Origin of the sequence: Streptomonospora nanhaiensis (genome assembly GCF_013410565.1) — a bacterium.
GTDB classification, from domain to species: domain Bacteria; phylum Actinomycetota; class Actinomycetes; order Streptosporangiales; family Streptosporangiaceae; genus Streptomonospora; species Streptomonospora nanhaiensis.
In genome coordinates this window covers 1,593,545-1,612,033 of sequence record NZ_JACCFO010000001.1, presented here as the reverse complement: position 1 = coordinate 1,612,033, position 18,489 = coordinate 1,593,545, and the positions used below count along the sequence as shown (strand labels likewise).

The following is an 18,489-nucleotide window of genomic DNA, read 5'->3' as shown; positions in this document are numbered from 1 at the left end:
CATGGCTGAACTTCTCTACCGACTCGGGCGCGCGTGCGCGCGCCGCGCCCGCACCGTCATCGCGGTCTGGCTGGCTCTGCTCGCGGCGGCCGGCGCCGCCTACGTCCTCTACGCGGGCGAACTGGAGGACAGCTTCTCCATCCCCGGCACCCCCACCGACGAGGTGAACCGGCTGCTGTCGGAGAAGTTCTCCGACATGGGCGGCGGCGCGGGCATCGTCGTCTACCAGACCGAGGACGGCTCGGCCTTCACCCACGACCAGCGCGAGGCGATCGCCGAGCGCGCCGAGCGGGCCGCCGAGGTCTCCGGCGTGGCGGACGCGGTCGACCCGTTCGCCGCCGAGAGCGAGCGCGCCGACCAGCGCCAGGAGCTGGCCGACGGCCGCGAGGAGCTCGACGCGGCCATGGCGGAGCTGGAGTCCGGCCAGGAGGAGCTGGACCAGGCCCGCGAGCAGGCCGAGGCCGCCGGGCTGCTCGCCCAGGCCCAGGCCCAGTTCGACGCCGAGCAGGCCGAGATCGACGAGGGCCGCGAGACCCTGGAGGCCGAGTACGGCCGGCTGGAGCAGGGCGAGGCCATGATGGAGATGGCCGAGGGCATCCGCACGGTCTCCGAGGACGGCGACACCGCGCTGGTCAACGTCTCCTTCACCGAGGACCAGATGGAGGTCTCCCAGGAGACCCGCGCCGCCGTCATGGAGGTCTTCTCCGGCAACCCGGTGCCGGGCACCGAGGTCGACTTCAACAGCGACCTGGCCCGCACCATGCCCACCCTGGTCAGCCCCGCCGAGGTCATCGGCGTGATCGTGGCCGGCGTGGTGCTGGTGGTCATGCTGGGCACCCTCCTGGGCGCCGCGCTGCCGATCGTCACCGCGCTGGTGGGGGTCGGCGTCGCGACCCTGACCGCGATGTCGCTGTCGGGCGTGGTGGAGATGGCGTCGGTGACGCCGATCCTGGGCCTCATGCTCGGGCTGGCCATCGGCATCGACTACGCGCTGTTCATCGTCAACCGGCACCGCCGCCAGCTCAAGGAGGGGGTGGAGGTCGCCGAGTCCATCGGCCTGGCCGCCGGCACCGCGGGCAACGCCGTGGTGTTCGCGGGCACGACCGTCCTCATCGCGCTGCTGGGCCTCAACCTCATCGGGATCGGCTTCCTGGGCCTCATGGGCAGCATCGGCGCGCTCGCCCTGGCCGTCGCCGTGCTCGTCGCGGTCACGCTGGTGCCCGCGCTGCTGGCGCTGCTTGGCCACCGCGTCCTGGCGCGCCGCGAGCGCGCCCGCCTCGCCGAGCGCACCCCCGCCGCTGCGGAGGAGGAGGCGGCCGCGCGGCAGCCGCGCCCGATGCCGACCGGCCGGGCCCTGGCCCAGGCCGGCGCGGCCGTGGCGGCCCTGGTCGTGATCGCCCTGCCGGCCCTCGACCTGCGGCTGGGCATGCCCGACGGCTCCTCCGAGCCCACCCACTCCACCCAGTACCAGGCCCACACCGCCGTTGAGGAGAACTTCGGCGCCGGGCAGAACGGCACCCTGCTGGTGGCGGCGCGCCTCACCGGCGGCCCCACCGAGGAGGCCGCCGAGCGCAACGCCCAGCGCGAGCAGGCCGAGATCGCCGAGGAGATCTACTCCTTCGACGACGTGGCGGCGGTGGCCCCCATCGGGGTCTCCGACGACCACACCACGGCCATCTTCCAGGTCGTGCCCGTCGACGGCCCGGCCAGCGCGTCCACCGAGGACCTGGTGCACTCCCTGCGCGACCTGGAGCCGATCGAGGGCACCGGCCCGCTGGGGGTCGCGGGCGTGGCCAGCGGCAACATCGACATCTCCGAGACCCTGAGCGGGGCGCTGCCCACCTACCTCGCCGTGGTGGTGGGCCTGTCCCTGGTCATCCTGCTGCTGGTGTTCCGGTCGGTGTTCGTGCCGGTGGTGGCCACGCTCGGGTTCATCCTGTCCTTCTTCGCCGCGCTGGGCGGCGTGGTGGCCGTCTACCAGTGGGGCTGGCTCGGCGGCCTCATCGGCGTCGAGAACACCGGACCGGTGCTGAACTTCCTGCCCACGCTCCTGGTCGGGATCCTGTTCGGCCTGGCGATGGACTACATGCTGTTCATCGGCACCGGCATGCGCGAGGCCTACGTGCACGGCGCCCCGGCCCGGACCGCGGTGGTGCAGGGCTTCCGGGCGGGCCGCGCGGTGGTCACCGCCGCGGCGGTCATCATGATCTCGGTGTTCGGCGGGTTCGTCTTCTCCGAGACCGTCATGATCAGCTCCATCGGGTTCGCGCTCGCCTTCGGCGTGCTCATCGACGCGTTCGTGGTGCGCATGGTGCTGGTGCCGGCCCTGATGCACCTGGCCGGGGACGCGGCGTGGTGGCTGCCCCGCCGGCTGGACCGGCTCCTGCCCGACATCGACGTGGAGGGCGCCGCCCTGGAGCGCCGCCACCAGCGCCCAAAGCCGCCCCGGGCCGCGCCCACCGCCGAGGCCGACCGCCCCGCACAGGACCGGGTGCCCTCCGAGCGGCACTAGCGCACTCGCGCCCGCTTTCACGCCGGTGCCCGGGCGGCCGCAGGCCGCCCGGGCACCGGGTGTGGCCAACCCACTAGGGTGCGGGCGTGCCGAAGACGACAGACCACCGTCCTCCGGGCCGCCGGGCGGCCTCCCCCGCCGTGCTGGTCGCCGGGCTGCTCCTGCTGGGCGCCTCCGTCGCGTGGCTGGTCCTGAGCGGGGCCACCGAGATCCGCTACACGGCCGACCACAGCGGCACGGTCCCCGTGTGGCACCGCTGGGTGCCCGCCCTGGTCGGCCTGCTCCTGGTGCGGCTGGTGCCGCCTCGACTCGGGGCGGTGCCGCCGGCGATCGGGTCCGCGGGGGATCGGGCGCCGCGTCTCCAGGCGGCCGTGCTGGCGGCCTCGGCCCTGCTGTTCGCGGTGGCGCTGGGTCTGCTGGGCGGCGGGGAGCCGGCGCACACGGTCCTCAAGCTCGTTTTGCTGCTGGCCGTGCCGCTGGTGCTGTTCCGGCTGACGCGCCCGGCTCCCCGGGTGCCCCGGCCGGCGCGCGAACGGGCCGGGGCGTGGCGCCGCTACGGACCGCTGGTGCCGGTGGCCGCCTGGTTCGCCCTCACCTACACCGGGCCGTCGGCGGTGCCGCCCAGCGACTACGCCGCCCAGGTCGATGTGGGCACCCTGCTGGTCACCGTGGTCGTCGTGTTCGCGGTCAACAGCCTGCTCGAAGAGGTCTTCTACCGGCGCTGGCTGCAGTCCCGGTGGGAGCGCCTCCTGGGACCCTGGCCCGCCATCGTGCTGTCCTCGCTGCTCTGGGCGTCCTGGCACGTCGCCATCCAGGGCACGGGACACCTGCCCACCGATCTGGCCTCGGCTTTCGCCAACCAGGGGGTGCAGGGATTGTTCCTGGGCTACCTGTGGAGCCGGTACCGGATGATGTGGCCGCTCCTGGCCGTGCACGGCGCGGTGAACGCCGTCCCCGTGCTGCTGGGCCTGCTCTGACCGCGACCGCGGGCCCCCGACCGATCGCCGACGGCGACCTCGGGGGCGCCGGACCACGCGCGCCGCCCACGCGTGCGGCCCGCCGCGGCGCCGGTCGGCACCCGGGCAGGCCCCCACGGCGGCTCGCGTCCGGGCGCTCGTCCGAAGCTGGAAGACTGGTCGCCCACGCACCCGCCACCGCCAGTCCGCGTTCACCCGAAAGGGCGGCCATGCCCCTCCACGTCATCGTCGGTGCCGGCCCGGTCGGCACCGCGCTCGCGCACCTGCTCGCCGACTCCGGTGAGGAGGTGCGGGTCCTCACCCGCTCCGGCGGCGGCCCCGAGCGGGCCGGGGTCACCCGGGTGCGGGCCGACGCCTCCGACGCGGCGGAGCTCACCCGGCACGCGCGCGGCGCCGCCGTCCTCTACAACTGCGCCAACCCCGGCCCCTACACCCAGTGGGCCGAGCACTGGCCCCCGCTGGCGGCGGCCCTCCTGCGGGCCGCCGAGGACACCGGCGCGGTGCTGGCCATCACCGGCAACCTCTACGGCTACGGCCCGGTCGAGGGCCCGATCACCCGCGACCTCCCCCTGGCGGCCACCGACCACAAGGGCCGGCTGCGGGCGCGCATGTGGCGCGAAGCCCTGGCGCGCCACGAGGCGGGCGCGGTGCGGGTGACCGAGGTGCGCGCCGCCGACTACATCGGCGCGGTGCGGCCGGCGAACAGCGTCCCGCTCCTCTACGCCGCCCCGGCGCTGCGGGGCCGCCCGGCCTTCGTCTTCGGCGACCCCGACCTGCCGCACAGCGTCAGCTACGTCCCCGACGTCGCGCGCACGCTGGCCGCCGCCGCCGCGAGCGAGCGGGGCTGGGGGCGGGCCTGGCACGTACCCTCGCCGCCCGCGCGCACGGTGCGCGCGATGGTGGCCGACCTGGCGCGCGAGGCGGGGGCGCGGCCGCCCCGGGTGGTCCGCGTCCCGCGGCCGCTGCTGCGGCTGGCCTTCCCGGTCTCGCCCCTGCTGCGCGAGGTGGGGGACCTGCTCTACCAGTGGGACCGCCCCTACGTCCTTGACGGCGCCGCCACCACCGAGGAGTTCGGGATCGAGCCGACCCCGTGGGAGGAGGCCGTGCGCGAGACCGTCCGCGCGCTCGGCGCCGGCCCGGCGGAGGCGTCCCGGCCGTCCTGACGCGCCCGCGAGCCCGCGCGGTGCCGATCTTTCCTCTCGATCAAACAACGGGGCGTATCCAGTGTCGTAACCCCTGTCCCGCCGGCCTGGGGGCGCGTAATACGGTTCGTCCAGCCTTGTGCCCGACGACACGGGGGCGGGCGGGGCGTTTCACTGTCACGAGCAGAACTGGACGCGACCATGGCATCCACCGGGAAGGCGGGCCCCGCACGAGGGGTGTTCCGCCGCAAACCGATCGACCAAATCGAGGAAACGGGCAGCGGAGGGCTGCAGCGGTCCCTGGGCCTGTGGCAGCTGACCGCGATCGGCGTCGGCGCCATCATCGGCGCCGGCGTGTTCTCCCTGGCCGGAGAGGTCGCCAACGGCACGGCCGGGCCCGGTGTCCTCTTCTCGTTCCTCGTCGCGGGCATCGCCAGCGCGGCGGCCGCGTTCTCCTACGCGGAGTTCGCCGGCCTGATCCCGCGCGCGGGGTCGGCCTACACCTACGGCTACGCCGTGCTCGGCGAGATCGTCGGCTGGTTCATCGGCTGGGACCTGCTGCTGGAGTACATCGCGATCGTGGCGGTGGTCGCGATCGGCATCTCGGGCTACTTCAACTTCTTCCTGTCCTCACTGGGCATGGAACTCCCGCTGTGGATGATGGGCGCGCCCGGCACCGAGCCCGAGGGGGTCCCCGACGGCTCCTACCGCATCAACCTGTTCGCGGTGCTGCTGTGCCTGTTCATCGCGTTCCTGCTGACCCGCGGCGTGAAGAACGCGGCGCGCTTCGAGACGTTCTTCGTCGGCCTCAAGGTCGCGATCGTCCTGGTGATCATCTTCGTCGGCGTCTTCTACGTCGACACCGCCAACTACTCGCCGTTCCTGCCCTACGGCGCCGGCGGGGTGATGGCGGGGGCCGCCGTGGTGTTCTTCGCGGTGTTCGGCTACGACGCGATGAGCACCGCCGCCGAGGAGTCCAAGGACGCCCAGCGCCACATGCCCAAGGCGATCATCCTGTCGCTGGTCATCTCGATGGTGCTCTACGTGCTGGCCTGCCTGGTGCTGACCGGCATGCAGTCCTACACCGACATCGACCCCACGGCCGGCTTCGCGGTGGCGTTCGAGGCCAACGGCCTGGGCTGGCTGGCCAACCTCATCGCCATCGGCGCGGTCATCTCGATCCTGACCGTGATGTTCACGTTCATGCTCGGCGCCACCCGCGTGTGGTGGGCGATGAGCCGCGACGGCCTGCTGCCCCGGTGGTTCGCCAAGACCGACCCCAAGCACCACGTTCCGGTGCGCGTGACCTGGATCGCCGGCGTGGTCTCGGCGGTCCTGGCGGGCCTCCTGCCGATCGGCGAGGCGGCCGCGCTCACCAACATCGGCATCCTCTCGGCGTTCGTCGTGGTCTGCATCGCGGTGATCGTTCTCCGCTACCGCCGCCCGGACCTGCCCCGCACGTTCAAGACGCCGGGCATGCCCGTGGTGCCGCTCGTCGGGGTGGTGTTCTCCATCTGGCTGATCTCCTTCCTCGACGTGCAGACCTGGCTGCGGTTCCTGGTGTGGCTGCTCATCGGCCTGGTGATCTACTTCGCCTACTCCTACCGCAGGTCCAACCTGAACACCGCGCCGCCGCCGACCGACGTCGGCGCGGAGCGGTAGCGCGCCGACCGCGCGCGTGCGGGCGGCCCGGGGCCTCGGCGCCCCGGGCCGCCCGCCCCGTTTCAGGCGCCTGGCGCGGGCGGCGCTGGACCCTCCCACCGTGGGAGGGTCCACCATGAGGGGATGCACGACGACCTCCTCACCATCGGGCGCTTCGCGCGCCTGTGCCGGCTCAGCGTCAAGCGGCTGCGCCACTACGACGAGCTGGGGCTGCTGTCCCCGGTCCGCGTGGACGCCGCCTCCGGCTACCGCTACTACGCGCCCGGACAGGCCCGCGACGCGCTGACCATCGCCCTGCTGCGCGAGATGGACCTGCCCCTGCCCGTGATCGCCCGGGCGCTGGCCGCCGCACCGGAGCCCAGGGCGCGGATCCTGCGCGCCGAGCGCGACCGCCTGGCCGAGCGGATCCGCCGCGACCAGGCGCGGCTGGCGCTGCTGGAGCGGCTGGCCGAGGGCGGGCTGCCCGGCTACGAGGTGGAGACGGCCGCCGAGCCCGAGCGGCGGCTGGCTGTGGTGCGGGCGGAGGGCGCGCCCGAGCGGATCGGCGAGGTGTTCGGCGCGTGCGCCGGCCGGCTGCTGGCCGCGCTCGGCGGCGCGGGCGCGGCCTGCGATCCGCCGCTGTGGGGGCTGTACCCGCTGGACCCGGCCGATCCGATGGAGGTCGCCGCGGGCGCGGCCGCGCGGCCGGGGGAGGCCCCGCCCGGCCTGGAGACGGTGGCGCTGCCCGGCGGGCCCGTCGTCCGGACCACCCACACCGGGCCCTACGCCCAGCTGCCCCTGGCCTACAACGCCCTCTTCGCCGCCGTCCACGAGCGCGGGCTGCGCCCGCTGGCGCCGGTCCGCGAGACCTACCTCGTCGGGCCCCGGGAGGCGGCGCCCGACGAGCTGGTCACCCGAGTGGCCGTCCCCGTCGAGGAGGGCGCGGCGTGAGCACGGTGGTCGGCGTGGAGGCCCGCGGCGGGCAGCACTGCGAGACGACCGCCCTGGGCGTGCTGCTGCGGCACCAGGGCGTCGACCTGTCCGAGCCCATGCTCTTCGGCCTGGGCTCGGGGCTGTCGTTCGTGTACTGGGACGCGCGGAACATGGGGTTCCCCTTCCTCGGGGGACGGGTGCGGCCCTTCGAGCTGACCCGGAACCTGGCCGCGCGGCTCGGCCTGGACCTCCGGGTCCAGGAGACGGCCTCCCCGCGCCGGGGCTGGGAGAACGCGGCCGCCGCGATCGACGCCGGCCGCCCCGTCGGGCTCCAGCTCGACAGCCGCCACCTGGACTACTTCACCCCTCAGACGCGCTTCGGCGGCCACATCGTCGCCATGTACGGCTACGACGACCACCGCGCCTACCTCGTCGACACCCGGCAGCAGGGCGGCGCGGTCACCACCGGCCTGGCCGGGCTGGCCCGGGCCCGGGCCGCGCGCGGCCCGATGACCGCCCGGCACCGGTCCTTCACCCTCACCGTCCCGCCGGACGCCCCCGCGCCGGCAGACCGGATCGTCCCCGCGATCACCGCCTGCGCCCGCGCCTTCCTCGACCCGCCTATCGCCAACCTCGGCCACCGCGGCATCGACAAGGCGGGCCGGCTGGTGCGCACCTGGCTCGAGCGCGGCGGAGACCCGCGGCAGGACCTGCCGCGGGCCGCGCTGCTGATGGAGTCGGCGGGCACCGGCGGGGCCCTGTTCCGCAACCTCTACCGCGACTTCCTCGGCGAGTGCGCCCGCCTGCTGGACAGCCCCCGCCTGCGCGCGGGCCACGAGCTGTACGCCGAGGCCGCCGCCGGGTGGACGGAGGCCGCGGCGCTCATCGCCCGGGCGGGCGAGACGGGAGAGGCCTGCCACCTCGACCGGGCGGGCAGCCTCCTCGCCCGCCTCGCGCGCACGGAGCGCGCCGCCATGCACGAGCTGAGCGGCCTGGACGGCGGCGCCCCCGGTGCCGGCCGCGCCTGAAAGGGCGCCGCGGGGCGGGGCATTGCCGCGCCTGCTTCAGCTGCGGCCGAGCACGTCCGCGTTCAGGACGGTCCCGCCCAGGGACCACCCGCCGTCGGCCACCTCCTCCAGGACGACGAGCGTGGTGGGCCGGGCGCGTTCCCCGTACACGTCCACGAACGCCTGGGTGACGGCGTCCTGGAGCCTCTTCCTCGACTCGGGGGTCAGCGTGTCGGCGGGCACCTTGAGATTGGCGAACGGCATGGGAGTCCTTTGCTGGGTCTGCGGTGAGTCGGCGGGTGGTCAGCGGGAGTGCGGGTCGGCGGCGTTGAGCGCGGCGACGACCTGGTCGTAGTCGCCGCGCGCCTCGCCGTAGCGGAGGAACCGCACCCGCTCCACGAGCACCTCGCGGGCGTCGGGGTCGGCCTCCAGCAGGGCCATGGCCTCGTCGGCGAACGCGTCGAGCGGCATGGCGAAGTCGGAGGTCTCCTGGCCGGGCAGGAGCTTGGTGCGGACCGAGGGCGGGACCAGTTCGACCACCTGTACGCCGGCGCCGGCCAGCTGCAGGCGCAGCGACTCGCTGAGCATGTGGATCGCGGCCTTGGTCGCGTTGTAGGTGGGGGTCACGCGCAGCGGGGCGTGCGCCAGGCCCGAGGAGACCGTGACGATCGCGGCGCCGGGCCGGGTGCGCAGGTGCTCCACCAGGGCGGCGATCAGCCGGATCGGGCCGAGCAGGTTGGTCGTGACGACCTCCTCGGCGTCGGCCAGGAAGCCGGCCGTGCGCCAGTCCTCGACGCGCATGATCCCGGCCATGGCGACCAGCACGTTGAGGTCGGGGTGTCGGTCCACGACCTCGCGCGCGGCCGAGGCGATCGACGCCGGGTCGGCGGTGTCGACGAGGACGGTGTCGAAACCGTGCTCGGCGGCCAGCAGCTTGAGGGCCTCGGCGCGGCGCCCGCCGATGACGACCGTGTTGCCCCGGTCCCGCAGGCGCAGGGCCAGGGCGAGGCCGATCCCCGAGGTGGCGCCGGGGATGAAGACGGTGTTTCCGGTGATGTCCATGCCTCCACCCTGGGCGCCGCGCGCCGGCGGCGGGAGAGACCCGGCGATCGTAGGAGCGGCGGTCCCTGGCTGGGCGGGGCCCGATGGGCCACCATGGAGGACGTGAACCGCGCCGCTCTCGCCGACTTCCTGCGCCGCCGCCGCCAGGCGCTGCGGCCCTCCGACGTGGGCCTGGTGCCCGGGCCGCGCCGCCGCACCCCCGGCCTGCGGCGCGAGGAGGTCGCCGGGCTGACCGGGATGTCCACCGACTACTACGTGCGCCTGGAGCAGCAGCGCGGCCCCCAGCCCTCCGAGCAGATGCTGTCCGCGCTGGCCAGGGCCCTGCGGCTGACGGCGGACGAGCGCGACTACGTCTACCGGCTGGCCGGGCACAACGTGCCCCGGCGCACCCTGGACGACACGCACGTGGCGCCGGCCCTGCTGCGGGTCCTGGACCGCCTGGAGGACAGCCCGGCGCTGATCCTGTCGTCGCTGAGCGAGGTGCTGGTGGCCAACCGGCTGGCCACCGCCGTCTTCGGCGACCGGTCCCGGCTGCGCGGCTGGGAGCGCAGCGACACCTACCGGTGGTTCACCGATCCCGCCTCCCGCGCGGTGTACCCGGCCGAGGACCACGACCGGCAGGGGCGCAGCATGGTCGCCGCCCTGCGCGCGGCCTACGGCGCGGCGGGGGAGCGCTCGCGCGCGGCCGAGCTGGTCCGGGTGCTCCACGCGGAGTCGGAGGAGTTCCGCCGCGTGTGGGACCGGCACGAGGTCGCGCGCCGCTTCGAGGACCACAAGACCCTCGTCCACCCGCGGGTCGGCCGGATCGAGGTGGACTGCCAGGCGCTGTTCACCGAGGACCAGTCGCAGGCCCTGCTGGTCCTCACCCCCGCCCCCGGCAGCGAGGCCGAGGACAAGATCCGCCTGCTCGCGGTCCTCGGCCACGAGGACTTCGCGGCCGGGCGCTGACCTAGGCCGGCGGTCGGAGTCCGGCCAGGACGGCCTCGACCTGGCCGGGGACCTGGCGCGGGCTCAGGGGGTCGGTACCCAGCAGGAACCGGTAGTAGACCGGCGCGTAGAGCAGTTCGACCATCACCCGGACCGGGACGTCGCCGCGCAGCTGTCCTTCGGCGACGGCCTTGGCCAGCCGGTCCTGGCACACGCGGGAACGGGGCTCGACGACGGTGTCGCGCAGGGCGGCGGCGAGGTCGGGGTCGCCCTGCGCCTCGGCGATCACGCCCCGGTAGACGGTGCCGAAGCCGCTGTTGAGCAGGGTGACCAGGGCGGTGATCTGGCTGGTGAGGTCGGCGGCGATGTCGCCGGTGTCGGGGAAGTCGAGCACGCCGCCGACCCTGTCGCTGATGGCCTCCAGGGCGAGCGCGCCCTTGGAGGGCCACCACCGGTAGATGGTGGGTTTGCCCACGCCGGCGGCGGCGGCGATGGCCTCGACGGTGACCGCGGCGTATCCCCGCCGCACGGTCAGGTCGAAGACGGCGTCCAGGGTCGCGCGGCGGGAGCGCTCGCTGCGCCGGGCCGGGCGCGCGGAGTCGGAGGTGGCAGCCACGGCGACCAACCTATCCCAACGTTACGCCGCGTTCTACCTTGACAGGAAACCGCAGATCACAGTAGCTTCCGACGCGTTACGAAACGTTCCGTTACGCATGACGCGGCGCCGCCGGCCGTTCCGGGGCGCCGACACCCTGAATCGGGAGTCCACCATGAGCAGCACCGACCACAGCACCGACCAGGGGTTCACGGCCGAGGAGCGGGCCGCGATGAAGGACCGCGCCACGGAGCGGAAGAAGGCGGCGCGCCGCGCCACCAAGGCCGAGAAGGCGGCGGAGGCCCTGCGCGACGTGCTCGACAAGATCGCGGCGATGGACGAGCCGGACCGGAGCATGGCCGAGCGCGTCCACGCCGTCGTCACCGCCGGCGCGCCCGGGCTGGAGCCCAGGCTCTGGTACGGCATGCCCGCCTACGCGCTGAACGGCAAACTGGTCTGCCACTTCCAGGCCCGGGCCAAGTTCAACACGCGCTACGCCACCCTCGGGTTCAGCGACCACGCGCGGCTAGACGAGGGGCCGATGTGGGCGACCGGGTTCGCCCTGAGCGAGATGACCCCGGAGGTGGAGGAGCGGATCGCCGCGCTGGTGAAGCGGGCGGTGGGCTGAGCCCGCCGGGCGGCCGGGGGCTCCGGGCGGGCCGCGCTGGGGAGGGGGCGCCCGCCGGGGCGGCGGTCCCGTTTCCGGCGGTACCTCGGAATCCGGGTGATCCACCGGTTACCGGTGCAAACCATCGTGTCGCTCCCGGCGTCACATGCGCAGTAGCCGACCGTGTTCGACGGATCGGCACCCCCCCGGAATTGAGGAGCATGTTCGCAATGACACGCGCACGTGGAGCCGGTTCGGTCCGAGCAGCGGCCCTGGGAGCGCTGGCCCTGCCCGCCCTCGTGCTCGGCGCGCCCGCGGCCGCCGCCGACGACACCGCCGGCGCGGGCGCCCTGAGCGTCCGCGACTGCACGGCGGTGGACCTGGAGGTCGCCGAGACCGGGCGCGAGGCCGCGGCCGGCACCGTCTACATCGAGTTCGAGCTGACCAAGCGGGACCCGCTCAGCCCCTGGGACGACGAGGCGTGCACCATGTACCCCTCCGTCGCCGACATGTACTGGGGCGACTCCGAGGGCAACCCCATCGGCGCGCACGCGATCCGCGAAGGCCAGGGCGGCAGCGTCTTCGCGCTGTTCCCCGGCGACACCGCCACCGTGACCGTGGCCCGGCCCAACCCGGACGACTACGACCCCGCCGAGTGCCGGCCCACCCAGGTCGACGGGGCCGCCCTGTTCTTCCAGAACGACGAGGGCGCCGAGTACGTCCCCACCGGCGGCCTCGACCGCGTCTGCGCCAACCCCGACCTCGGCGCCTCCACGGTCTCCGCGATCACCCCCGCCTGACCCGCCCCGGCGGCCCGGCCCCGCGGCCGGGCCGCCGGGGCCCCGTACGGTGCTGCGGCCCCGCTCCCTGCCGGTGAGGGGGCAGGGCCTTCCACTCACGCCCGGCGGCCGTAGACGAGCCGCCGCAGCAGGGCCTCGGCCGGTCCGGGCAGGGACCGGCGCCGCAGCAGGTCGGTGGGGCCGCACCGCGCGTGCGCGGGCACTGGGGTAGCATGCGGTCAGTTTGATAATGATTTTCATTTTCATTGGAGTGCTTATGGAGGAACGCGCCCCCTTGCGTGTGGTGGTCGCCACGGGCCTGCACCGCGCGGCTCGGCGGCAGGCGGTCGAGGCGCTGCTCGCCGCCGTGCCGAGGTCCGTCGCGGTGCACCACGGCTTCGAGGAGGTCGGCGAGGGCGTCGTGCGGCGCTCCATCCGGGACCGGTGGGGAACACACGACGAGCGCCCCATCGAGCTGGTGCACGCGTGCGCGTCCTGCGCGCTGCGCGAGGACCTCGTCCCGCTCCTGCGGCGGCTGGCCGGCCAGAACGCCTACGAGCTGTGCGTGGTCGAGGGCTGGGAGTCGGTCGACCCCCGCGCCGTGTCCACGGCCGTGGCGGCCGAGGAGTCGCTGGCCCTGGCCGCCGTCGTCACGGCCGTGGACACCGGGCGCCTGGTCGCGGACCTGAGCGGCCACGACGACCTGGTGGACCGCGGGCTGGACATCGCCCAGGACGACGACCGCACCGTGGCCGAGGTGCTCACCCGCCAGATCGAGTACCCGAGCGCGCTCGTGGTCGCCGGCGACCGGCGTCCCGAGGACGCGGTCCCTCTCCTGGAGCAGCTCAACCCGGCCGCCGCCGTGATACCGCTCGGACCGGGAATCGCCGACATCGCCCGCGGCGCGTTCGACCCGGACGCCGCGGCCGCGCGGGCGAACCCGGCCTGGGCGCAGTACACGCCGTGCTCCGGTGGGCGGGTGGCCACCTTCACCTGGACGCGCACGCGGCCGCTGCATCCCGAGCGGCTGCACGACGCCCTGGCCGAGATCGTCGCCGGCTGCCTGCGCGGCCGCGGCCGCATCTGGCTGGCCAGCCGGCCCGACACGCTCCTGGTGTGGGACTCCCACAGCGACCTGCTCGCCATCGAGAGCGCGGGGCCGTGGCTGGCCTCGCTGCCCGAGGCGGCCGCGGAGCTGGTACCGCCGGCCCGCCGCCTCTCGGCCCGGCTGGACTGGGACCCGGCCGTGGGCGACCGCCGCCAGCACCTGGCCTTCACCGGTCTGGACCTGGACACCGAACGCCTGACCGCGCTCCTCGACTCCTGCCTGCTGGCCCCCGGCGAGACCTGGCCGGCGTTCCAGGAGGACCCCTTCGACCAGACGCTCGGCACGCAGTGACACCGAACGGCCCCCGCGGCCCGGCCGCCGCCGCGAGGCCGCTCCGGGCCCCGGCGGCGGGGGCGGCCCGCCGCCGGGGCGTCTCCCGCGCCCGCGGGCCTAGAACGCGTCCGGGTACAGCTCCTGGGCGATGAGTTCGACGGCGTCGATGTTTCCGAGGGTGCCGGGGAACAGGTCGCTCTTGGGGACGGCGATGAGGCGGTCGTTCTTCACGGCGGCCACGTCGGGGAAGGTCCGCTCAAGGTAGTCGCGGGTGTTCTCCTCGGACTCGGGGCTCGACACGCTGAAGACGATGGCGTCGGGGTCGCGGCTGATGATCTCCTCGGGGGTGATCTCGGCGGCGAAGAAGTCGGCGAACTCGGGTGCGTCGGGGTCGAAGACGTTCTCCCCGCCGGCGGTGGCGATGATGTCCGCCTCGATTCCGGCGCCGATCGCCTGGAGCGAGTTGCCCTCGACGTAGACCTGGGCGACCGTGCGGCGGGGCACGTCGCCGATCGCGGCCTCGACGTCGGACAGCCGCGCCTCGGCGTCCTGGGAGAGCTCCTCGGCGACATCGGGCACGCGCAGGATCGCACCGAGGTTCTCGATGTCGGTCAGCACGTCGGTGACCTCCGCGGTGTTGCGGCGGTCGAGGCAGCCGCCGGTCGCGACGTAGGCCTGGGCGCCGTTCTGCTTCAGCTGTTCGATGCTGGCGAAGCCCTGCTCGGCGGTGAACTCGTACTCCGTGGGGGAGACCACCAGGTCGGGGGCGGCGGCGAGGAGGTCCTCGCGCGCCGGGGGTACGTCGGTGCTGAGCACCGGGATGTCGGCGGCCTGGTCGGCGATGTCGTCCGGCAGCGGTGAGACGTCGGTCTGGGCCTGGCCGACGAGGGAGTCCAGGGCGCCGAGGCGGATCAGCAGTTCGGTCTGCGAGGGCATCATGCCGACGACGCTGGTGGGGGTTGAGTCAAAGGAGAGCTCGCGGCCGCAGTTGGTGATCGTCACCGCCTCGCCCGAGCCGTCGGCCGCATCGGAGCCGCTGGTGACCCCTGTCCCGCAGGCGGACAGCACCAGCGGCAGGGCCGCGGCGGCGGCGAGCGCGGGCAGGGGGGTGCGGCGGCGGGCACGGCTCGCCGCGGCGGCGGGGGACGCAGAGCGGATCATGGGAGGGTGATTCCTTCCGGGGCTGAAACGGACGGGTCGTGGGCCGGGCCTTCGGCGCGCCGCGGGGTGCTGCGGGCGTCGAAGATGAAGTGCCGCCGGCCCGAACGCGGGTGGACGACCGCGGTGGAGTCGACGTCGAACGCCGAACGGATCAGGTCGGTGTCCAGGACCTCCTCCGGGGCTCCCAGCGCGGTCAGCCGCCCGCCGACGAGGACGCCGACGGTGTCGCAGAAGCGCGCGGCGAGGTTGAGGTCGTGGAGGGCCACGACAACGGTCCTGCCGGCGGCCTGGACGAGGTCGAGCAGCTCAAGCTGGTGGGCGATGTCGAGGTGGTTGGTGGGCTCGTCGAGGACGAGCACGGGGGTGTCCTGGGCGAGCGCGCGGGCGAACAGCACCCGCTGCCGCTCGCCGCCCGAGAGCGCCGAGAACGAGCGGTGGTGCAGGTGCGCGGCGCCGACACGGTCCAGGGCGTCCAGGGCGACGGCGATGTCGCGGTCGGAGTCGCGGCCGAAGCCGTGCCCGTGCGGGATGCGCCCGAGCAGGACCATGTCCAGGACGGGGATCTCGAACTCCTCGCTGTGCTCCTGCGCCATGACCGCCACCCGCAGGGCGACCTCCTTGCGGCTCAGCGACGCGACGTCGGCGCCGTCGAGGCGCACCCGCCCCGACGACGGGGCCGCGATGCCCGACACGGCGCGCAGCAGCGTGGACTTGCCGCTGCCGTTGGGCCCCAGCAGCCCGAGGACCGTGCCCGAGGGCACGGAGACGGTCACGTCGGCCACGACCGGCCGGCCGCCCCGGTGCGCGGAGAGGTTCTCGATGTCGACTCTCATCGGCTCATCCCCACGCTCTCCGCGCGGTCGCGCCGCAGCAGCCACAGGAAGAACGGCGCACCGACCAGGGCGGTCAGCACGCCCAGCGGGATCTCCGACGGCGCCGCGAGCGTCCGCGCCAGAAGGTCCGAACCGGCGAGGAACACCGCTCCGGCGAGCACGGCGACCGGCAGCATCTTCCGGTGGTCGGACCCCACCACGATCCGCGCGATGTGCGGGATGACCAGCCCGACGAACCCGATCCCGCCCGAGACGGCGACGACCGAACCGGTCAGCAGCGCCGCGGCCACGAGGACCGCCGTCCGCAGGCGGTTCACGTTCACGCCGAGGGACGCCGCCGCGTCGTCGCCGACGAGGAGGGCGTTGAGGGCGCGTGCGCGGAAGGCCGTGAGCACGCCGACGGCGAGCAGCGCCGAGGCCGGGAGGGCGAGGTGCCCCATGGTGGCGGCCGAGACCGAGCCGAGCAGGAAGAACATGATGCTGAACACGTTCTGCGCGTCGGTGGTGATGGTGAGGTAGCTGGTCACCGCGCTGAACAGGGAGCCCAGCGCGACGCCCGCCAGGATGAGCCGCTGCGGCGCGATGCGCCCGTTCTTGCGGGCGAGGAAGTACACCGCGCCGGTCGCCAGCAGCGCGCCGACGAAGGCGGAGGCGCCGATCCCCAGCGAGCTGATCCCGATCCCCAGGACGATGAACGACACCGCGCCCACGCCCGCCCCGGCCGAGACGCCGAGGATGTAGGGCTCGGCGAGCGAGTTGTGGACCACCGCCTGGATCAGCGCGCCCGCCAGGGCGAGCGAGGCACCGGTGAGGGCGGCCAGCAGGACGCGGGGCAGCCGGAACTGCCAGACGGCGTTGTCCTGCACCGTGGTCAGCGACCCGTCCGACATCCACGGCATCCCGGGCACGAGGTGCCCGAGGATGATCCGGAAGGCGTCGGCCGGCGACACCCCGATGGTGCCGATGCTCGTTGACAGCAGCAGCAGCGCCGCCAGCGCGAGCGTCAGGGCGGGGACGAGGACGCGCACCGCGAGCGCGCCGCGCCGGCGGGGCGCGGCCGCGGCGGGGGCGGGCGGGACGCCGCGGGGGGTGTCGTGCGCTGCGCGCGAGGCGGTGGGGGAGCGGTCCGGCGTCGTCGCCCCGGGGTGTCCGCTCGTTGTTTCGGGCATGGAGTCAGAAGCCCTTTCCGGCCGTTGACGGGGTGGTCGGCGTCGATCGCGTCGCGATCGCGGCGAAGCTGAGGACGGTGGCGCCCAGGCGGTGGAGGCTGTCGAGGTGGTTGCCGCCGTGGCCGGTTCCAGGCGCGCGCCACAGGGCCGCGTCGCCGCCGGCCCGGCGCAGCGTGTCGACGACCGCCTGGGTGTCGTCGGCGACCACGCGGGAGTCCTCGTCCAAGACGATGCCGAGGAAGCGGGGCAGGGCGGTGCCGGCGGGGAGCTCTCTGGCGCGGTGCAGGGGCGAGATCCGGCGGAGGCGCTCGGCCCGCCCGCCGTCGTCCGGACCGCCGAACTCGCCGATCCAGTGCCTCCCGAGCGGATGGGCGCCGAGGTTGAGCAGGTCGAGCGGCGCGGCGGTGCTGACGACCCCGGCGCACAGGCCGGGGGACTCGAACGCGCAGCCGGCCGCGACGACGCCGCCGTGGGACGCGCCGGCCAGGACGAGCAGGTCGGGGCGGGTGAGTCCGGCGCTGACGAGCCCGCGTGCCGCGGCGGCCAGATCGCCGATGCCGCGGGCCTTGGCACTGCCCCGCCCGGCCTCGCGCCACGCCGCCCCGTGCTCGCCGCCGCCCCGGATCTGCGCGATCGCGTACCGTCCGCCGTGCGCGATCCACGCCGGCACCGTCGGTTCGAACGTGGGCAGGCTCGGGACCCCGAAGCCGCCGTAGCAGGTCAGGATCAGCGGGGTGGGGCCGGTCGCGCCCGCGGGCGAGGTGACCACGACCGGCACGCGGGCGCCGTCGTCGGCGGTGACCGCGTGCCGGTCGGTGCGCGCGAAGGCGGGCGGCGCGGTCGCGGCGGGCCGTTGGGCCAGGAGCCGGTCGGCCGCGACGACCCGCGGGGGAAGGACCGGGCCCTCGACGAGGACGTGGAACCCGTCGGCGTCGGCGCCCACCTCGGTCGCGACGGCCGGACCGCCCCGGTAGGCCACCGCCCGGTCGGCGGTGACCGCCCCCTGGGCGACCCGCAGTAGCACACTGCGGCCCGCGCGCACGCCGGCCACGAGCACGTCGGTGCCGCGGGCGGCGATCGAGGTGATCCGCAGGGACGGGTCCGCCCAGGACCATCGCGGGGTGCCGCTGCGCGGGTCGACGGCGTGGAGGCGTGCTCCGTCGTGGACCAGGACGTCGTCTCCGGCGGCCAGCACCCGCATGACGGCGCTGAACGCGCCGAGCCGGGTGCCGGTGGCGCGGTCGGTGAGGACGGTGGGCCGGCCGGGGCGGCTTTCGGCGAGCACCCCGCGGGCCCCGCCGGGAAACAGCCGGAGCCGTACGTCCGGCGGCACCGCCCAGGTCCGGAGCCGGCCGGTGGCCGCGTCGAGGCCGACGAACCGGCGCGACCCGCCCGCGGCGAGTTCGACCAGGGCGGAGTCCGCGCTCCAGAGCATGGGGTCGTAGCGGCAGCGGACCTCCGGGTAGGTGCGCAGGGCGCCCGTCGCGGTGTCGACCACCGCCAAGGCGGCGTCCTCGTCGGCGCGGTCGGCCAGCTGAACGGCGATGGAGCGCCCGTCGGGCGAGGGCGCCATGCGCAGGATGTGCCCGTCAGGCTCGAAGACCGGTGCGGTGCCGCCGACCCGGTAGATCCCCCGCCGCCGGCGGCCCGGAAGCCTGCTGAGAGCGAATCCGCGGTCGGGAAGGCCGGGGCGCCCGTGGCGCTCCCACGAGGCCAACGCGGCGTCGAGGGCGGGCACGGTCATCGGCGAGGGGGTGCGAGAG

General features: G+C 74.8%; 17 protein-coding genes. 10 read left to right on the top strand and 7 right to left on the bottom strand.

Annotated features, from left to right (window positions below):
• Position 1 precedes the first annotated feature (1 nt).
• The 6 genes from HNR12_RS06965 (at position 2) to HNR12_RS29465 (ending at position 8,233) form a co-directional block, all read left to right on the top strand.
• The gene (locus HNR12_RS06965) at positions 2–2,512 is read left to right on the top strand and encodes an MMPL family transporter (protein WP_179766720.1); all 2,511 of its coding nucleotides are present in this window, start codon (positions 2–4) and stop codon (positions 2,510–2,512) included.
• An 86-nt stretch (positions 2,513–2,598) separates the two neighbouring features.
• The gene (locus HNR12_RS06960) at positions 2,599–3,489 is read left to right on the top strand and encodes a CPBP family intramembrane glutamic endopeptidase (RefSeq protein ID WP_338119736.1); all 891 of its coding nucleotides are present in this window, start codon (positions 2,599–2,601) and stop codon (positions 3,487–3,489) included.
• A gap of 209 nt (positions 3,490–3,698) precedes the next feature.
• Positions 3,699–4,652 (top strand): NAD-dependent epimerase/dehydratase family protein, encoded by a 954-nt coding sequence (locus tag HNR12_RS06955; protein ID WP_179766719.1) that lies wholly within the window; start codon positions 3,699–3,701, stop codon positions 4,650–4,652.
• 180 nt (positions 4,653–4,832) lie between these two features.
• A complete protein-coding gene (locus tag HNR12_RS06950) occupies positions 4,833–6,293 on the top strand; it encodes an amino acid permease (protein WP_179766718.1) in 1,461 nt (486 codons plus the stop codon).
• A gap of 123 nt (positions 6,294–6,416) precedes the next feature.
• A complete protein-coding gene (locus tag HNR12_RS06945; RefSeq protein ID WP_179766717.1) occupies positions 6,417–7,223 on the top strand; it encodes a MerR family transcriptional regulator in 807 nt (268 codons plus the stop codon).
• A complete protein-coding gene (locus tag HNR12_RS29465) occupies positions 7,220–8,233 on the top strand; it encodes a BtrH N-terminal domain-containing protein (RefSeq protein ID WP_179766716.1) in 1,014 nt (337 codons plus the stop codon). Before HNR12_RS06945 ends, HNR12_RS29465 begins: the two co-directional genes overlap by 4 nt.
• A gap of 36 nt (positions 8,234–8,269) precedes the next feature.
• Here HNR12_RS29465 and HNR12_RS06935 read toward each other — a convergent pair whose 3' ends face one another.
• Together HNR12_RS06935 and HNR12_RS06930 are read right to left on the bottom strand one after the other, a co-directional pair.
• Positions 8,270–8,476, bottom strand: coding sequence for a tautomerase family protein (locus tag HNR12_RS06935; protein WP_179766715.1), 207 nt, complete (start codon positions 8,474–8,476; stop codon positions 8,270–8,272).
• Between the two features lie 39 nt (positions 8,477–8,515).
• Positions 8,516–9,274: an SDR family oxidoreductase gene (locus HNR12_RS06930; protein ID WP_179766714.1), complete on the bottom strand. Its 759-nt coding sequence runs from the start codon at positions 9,272–9,274 to the stop codon at positions 8,516–8,518.
• A 102-nt stretch (positions 9,275–9,376) separates the two neighbouring features.
• Here HNR12_RS06930 and HNR12_RS06925 point away from each other — a divergent pair, with 102 nt between their 5' ends.
• Positions 9,377–10,222, top strand: coding sequence for a helix-turn-helix transcriptional regulator (locus HNR12_RS06925; RefSeq protein WP_179766713.1), 846 nt, complete (start codon positions 9,377–9,379; stop codon positions 10,220–10,222).
• Position 10,223: 1 nt separating this feature from the next.
• Here the strand turns inward: HNR12_RS06925 and HNR12_RS06920 are convergent, their stop codons facing one another.
• Entirely contained in the window at positions 10,224–10,817 is a 594-nt protein-coding gene (locus tag HNR12_RS06920; RefSeq protein ID WP_179766712.1) for a TetR/AcrR family transcriptional regulator, read from the bottom strand.
• A gap of 154 nt (positions 10,818–10,971) precedes the next feature.
• Between HNR12_RS06920 and HNR12_RS06915 the strand changes: the two genes are divergently transcribed.
• The 3 genes from HNR12_RS06915 (at position 10,972) to HNR12_RS06905 (ending at position 13,581) form a co-directional block, all read left to right on the top strand.
• The gene (locus HNR12_RS06915) at positions 10,972–11,424 is read left to right on the top strand and encodes an iron chaperone (RefSeq protein ID WP_179766711.1); all 453 of its coding nucleotides are present in this window, start codon (positions 10,972–10,974) and stop codon (positions 11,422–11,424) included.
• A gap of 209 nt (positions 11,425–11,633) precedes the next feature.
• Positions 11,634–12,203 carry a DUF4232 domain-containing protein gene (locus HNR12_RS06910; RefSeq protein ID WP_246425019.1) on the top strand — a complete coding sequence of 190 codons (570 nt, stop codon included), beginning with the start codon at positions 11,634–11,636 and terminating at the stop codon, positions 12,201–12,203.
• A 256-nt stretch (positions 12,204–12,459) separates the two neighbouring features.
• Complete coding sequence (locus tag HNR12_RS06905; RefSeq protein WP_246425018.1) at positions 12,460–13,581, top strand: GTP-binding protein; 1,122 nt, start codon at positions 12,460–12,462, stop codon at positions 13,579–13,581.
• A 99-nt stretch (positions 13,582–13,680) separates the two neighbouring features.
• On the opposite strand, the gene HNR12_RS06900 is transcribed toward HNR12_RS06905, so the two are convergent.
• The 4 genes from HNR12_RS06900 to HNR12_RS06885 are packed head-to-tail and all read right to left on the bottom strand — an operon-like array spanning position 13,681 to position 18,470.
• Positions 13,681–14,724 (bottom strand): ABC transporter substrate-binding protein, encoded by a 1,044-nt coding sequence (locus HNR12_RS06900; RefSeq protein ID WP_179766709.1) that lies wholly within the window; start codon positions 14,722–14,724, stop codon positions 13,681–13,683.
• Positions 14,721–15,557: an ABC transporter ATP-binding protein gene (locus tag HNR12_RS06895; protein WP_179766708.1), complete on the bottom strand. Its 837-nt coding sequence runs from the start codon at positions 15,555–15,557 to the stop codon at positions 14,721–14,723. Before HNR12_RS06895 ends, HNR12_RS06900 begins: the two co-directional genes overlap by 4 nt.
• Positions 15,554–16,726 (bottom strand): FecCD family ABC transporter permease, encoded by a 1,173-nt coding sequence (locus HNR12_RS06890; protein WP_179766707.1) that lies wholly within the window; start codon positions 16,724–16,726, stop codon positions 15,554–15,556. Before HNR12_RS06890 ends, HNR12_RS06895 begins: the two co-directional genes overlap by 4 nt.
• A 4-nt stretch (positions 16,727–16,730) precedes the next feature.
• A complete protein-coding gene (locus HNR12_RS06885) occupies positions 16,731–18,470 on the bottom strand; it encodes a prolyl oligopeptidase family serine peptidase (RefSeq protein WP_246425017.1) in 1,740 nt (579 codons plus the stop codon).
• Between the last annotated feature and the right edge of the window lie 19 nt (positions 18,471–18,489).

Bases quoted from the DNA above. Each gene is read 5' to 3' on its own strand.
- HNR12_RS06965 (WP_179766720.1), top strand. From the start codon at position 2: ATGGCTGAACTTCTCTACCGACTCGGGCGCGCGTGCGCGCGCCGCGCC.
- HNR12_RS06955 (WP_179766719.1), top strand. From the start codon at position 3,699: ATGCCCCTCCACGTCATCGTCGGTGCCGGCCCGGTCGGCACCGCGCTC.
- HNR12_RS06950 (WP_179766718.1), top strand. From the start codon at position 4,833: ATGGCATCCACCGGGAAGGCGGGCCCCGCACGAGGGGTGTTCCGCCGC.
- HNR12_RS06945 (WP_179766717.1), top strand. From the start codon at position 6,417: ATGCACGACGACCTCCTCACCATCGGGCGCTTCGCGCGCCTGTGCCGG.
- HNR12_RS06935 (WP_179766715.1), bottom strand. From the start codon at position 8,476: ATGCCGTTCGCCAATCTCAAGGTGCCCGCCGACACGCTGACCCCCGAG.
- HNR12_RS06930 (WP_179766714.1), bottom strand. From the start codon at position 9,274: ATGGACATCACCGGAAACACCGTCTTCATCCCCGGCGCCACCTCGGGG.
- HNR12_RS06915 (WP_179766711.1), top strand. From the start codon at position 10,972: ATGAGCAGCACCGACCACAGCACCGACCAGGGGTTCACGGCCGAGGAG.
- HNR12_RS06910 (WP_246425019.1), top strand. From the start codon at position 11,634: ATGACACGCGCACGTGGAGCCGGTTCGGTCCGAGCAGCGGCCCTGGGA.
- HNR12_RS06905 (WP_246425018.1), top strand. From the start codon at position 12,460: ATGGAGGAACGCGCCCCCTTGCGTGTGGTGGTCGCCACGGGCCTGCAC.
- HNR12_RS06900 (WP_179766709.1), bottom strand. From the start codon at position 14,724: ATGATCCGCTCTGCGTCCCCCGCCGCCGCGGCGAGCCGTGCCCGCCGC.
- HNR12_RS06895 (WP_179766708.1), bottom strand. From the start codon at position 15,557: ATGAGAGTCGACATCGAGAACCTCTCCGCGCACCGGGGCGGCCGGCCG.
- HNR12_RS06890 (WP_179766707.1), bottom strand. From the start codon at position 16,726: ATGCCCGAAACAACGAGCGGACACCCCGGGGCGACGACGCCGGACCGC.
- HNR12_RS06885 (WP_246425017.1), bottom strand. From the start codon at position 18,470: ATGACCGTGCCCGCCCTCGACGCCGCGTTGGCCTCGTGGGAGCGCCAC.